Below are 2,613 nucleotides of genomic sequence, written 5' to 3'. Positions count from 1 at the left end.
ATTTATCCCGAACCTTAAAAAAGATTACACAGAATCAAAAAGTTATAGCACCATAAAAATGCTGTGGCGGAGGGGGTGGGATTCGAACCCACGGTACAGTCTCCTGCACGCCGGTTTTCAAGACCGGTGCCTTAAACCGCTCGGCCACCCCTCCAAACTAGATATGCTTTTTGACAAATTTCTTGTAAAAGGTCAATCATTTTAATACGCATTTTAAAGCGTTCTTTGTAAAACTATTTAAGTTTCAATTAAAATAATTCTTCATAAGTTAATTTTTTGAGTGTGTTATCTAAGAGTTTCATTTCTAAACATGATAGTTTTTTCTGAAAAAATGAAAGGTAATTATGATATTTATCATTTTTTTCCTGTTTAAAAGTTTTTTATAAAGCAATATTTTTTTAAGTTCTAACAATCGTTTTCGTAATAATAAGAAATGTTTAGTTGAAAATGTTTGATAAATTATATTAAATTCCGGTCGTGTATTTTTGAATTATTTTACCTTTCCAGATATTTATTTTATTTAGATCGTTCATATTGGCGAAAAGAAAATGTTATCATTCTAACAGTTTATGAGAGATAAATTTGTAAGAATGACATATATATTCAAGGAAAGTTTTTATTGAGTTTAAATTAAGTACAATTCAATAAGAAAGCTCTTTAAAAGATTTTAATTTTTTAAATAAAAATATTCAGATATTTAGTGCGTCTAAAGAGTACCTTGGAGGGAATGGATGATTTGCACTATTTGAATAAAATTTTATGTAAGATTTGCATCGATAGTTTAAAATTTCTTCTAGATATGACTGGAAATTAGGTATATTTATAATGCTTTTTCTGTGGGATAAGCAAAAAGTTAATTTGAATGGAAGAAAAAATTATTGAACAATACGCTTAGATCAATAGATAGTTTTTTAAGGTATTACATAGTTTTTCAAGAATAGAACTTAAAAACGCTAAATTATGCAGAAGCAGAAAGCATAAACTTTAACAGACAAGGTTTTAAAAGCCGATTCATTTACAAGCATGTGTAAAATAAAAAATTTATTTACAAAAAAATGGTGCCCCCAGAGAGCGAATCAGGCTTTAGCAACAAGATTCAAAGTATATAAAGATGTGTAAGGGCGTATTGATGTCTATAGCTTTTTATGATTCAATAAAAAAAGTAAGTATTAAAGAAAAAATCTCAAATCAGAAATTAAAGGTGGTCTAAAAGGTGGACCCAAAAAGGTGGACGAGCAATGCTTGAAAAGGTGGACGAGAGGGGACGTTAAGTGAGGGCGATTCATCGGTTATCAGCATCATTCGTAAAGACGTCTCCGCAGGGTAAATATTGTGACGGGGCAGGGCTATGGTTGAATGTTCGAAAAGACAATACACGCTCTTGGTTTTTTCGCTATACGCACTACAATAAGCGCCGTGAAATGGGACTTGGTCCTGTTACAAAACTCTCTTTAAAAGAAGCGCGTGAGCTTGCTAGGCATTATAGTGATATTCTTAAAGAAGGCAATGATCCTATTGTCTTTCGAGAACAGACTATTTTAAAACAGCAAAGCAATATTTTTCAAGAAATTGCAAAAGCGGCTTTTGAAAGCAAAAAAGCAGAGTTGAAAAATGAAGGTAAAAACGGCCGCTGGTTTTCTCCACTAGAGTTGCACGTGATTCCACACATAGGTAATTTACCTATAGAAAAATTAACAGCCAATATTATTCGCAATGTTCTCTCACCCCTTTGGCATGAAAAAGCAGACACAGCGCGAAAAGCACTTAACCGTATCAATATTTGCTTGAAATATGCTGCGGCTTTTGGTTTAGATGTTGATCTACAGGCTTGTATGAAGGCACGCGCTCTTTTAGGAAAACCACGTGCGACATCAACAAATATTCCTGCTATGCCATGGCAAGAGGTTCCGGCATTTTATCAAAGCTTGGATGATAAGATCCTTTCAAATTTAGCACTGAAGCTCTTGATTTTGACTGGAGTACGGTCATATCCATTGCGCTATTTGCGTCTTGAACAAATAGATAAAGATATATGGACGATACCTAAAGAAAATATGAAGGGCATTGTAGGAAAGGTTTCAGATTTTCGAGTACCATTGAGTAATGAAGCTTTAAAAGTGATTGAAAAGTCTCTTCCCTTTGAAAAAAATGGTTTTCTCTTTTCTGGTCTTACAGGCAACCCCATTTCTGATGCCACCATGGCAAAGTATATGACAGTTTGTAGTTTGACTTATCGTCCCCATGGTTTTCGTTCAAGTTTACGGGATTGGATAGCAGAGACAACGTCAACACCGTTCGAGATTGCCGAAACTGTTCTTGCCCATTCAGTCGGGAGTTCAGTGACAAAAGCTTATATGCGAACGGATTTTTTAGAACAACGACATGTTCTCTTGGAACAGTGGGCTTCATTTATAACAGGATAGAATTTTTACAATTACCTCTGCAGTGTTTTTAGCTATTTTGGAGAGAAATTTGATATGTCCAATTCTGTGAAAATAACAGTTTTAAATGTGTAAAGCTATTATTGATAGTCTCCATGAGACGAGCAAAATTAAGAAACCATTTTCTAAAGAATTTCGCGCGTCTCAGAGTATGTTTAGAGTCGGATATTTG

At 34.1% G+C, this 2,613-nt stretch carries 1 protein-coding gene and 1 tRNA gene; one reads left to right on the top strand and one right to left on the bottom strand.

Features of this window, described 5'->3' with window-relative positions:
- Positions 1 to 64: 64 nt before the first annotated feature.
- A tRNA-Ser gene (locus tag ACFIKN_RS01990) sits at positions 65 to 154 on the bottom strand.
- A 1,117-nt stretch (positions 155 to 1,271) separates the two neighbouring features.
- On the opposite strand from ACFIKN_RS01990, the gene ACFIKN_RS01985 reads away from it, so the two are divergent.
- Positions 1,272 to 2,423: a tyrosine-type recombinase/integrase gene (locus ACFIKN_RS01985; protein WP_375657830.1), complete on the top strand. Its 1,152-nt coding sequence runs from the start codon at positions 1,272 to 1,274 to the stop codon at positions 2,421 to 2,423.
- Positions 2,424 to 2,613: the final 190 nt, after the last annotated feature.

This window comes from Bartonella sp. CL436QHHD (assembly GCF_042195105.1).
Classification (GTDB): domain Bacteria; phylum Pseudomonadota; class Alphaproteobacteria; order Rhizobiales; family Rhizobiaceae; genus Bartonella.
The sequence above is the reverse complement of the archived record's forward strand: the minus strand, read 5'-3'. Positions and strand labels throughout refer to the sequence as shown.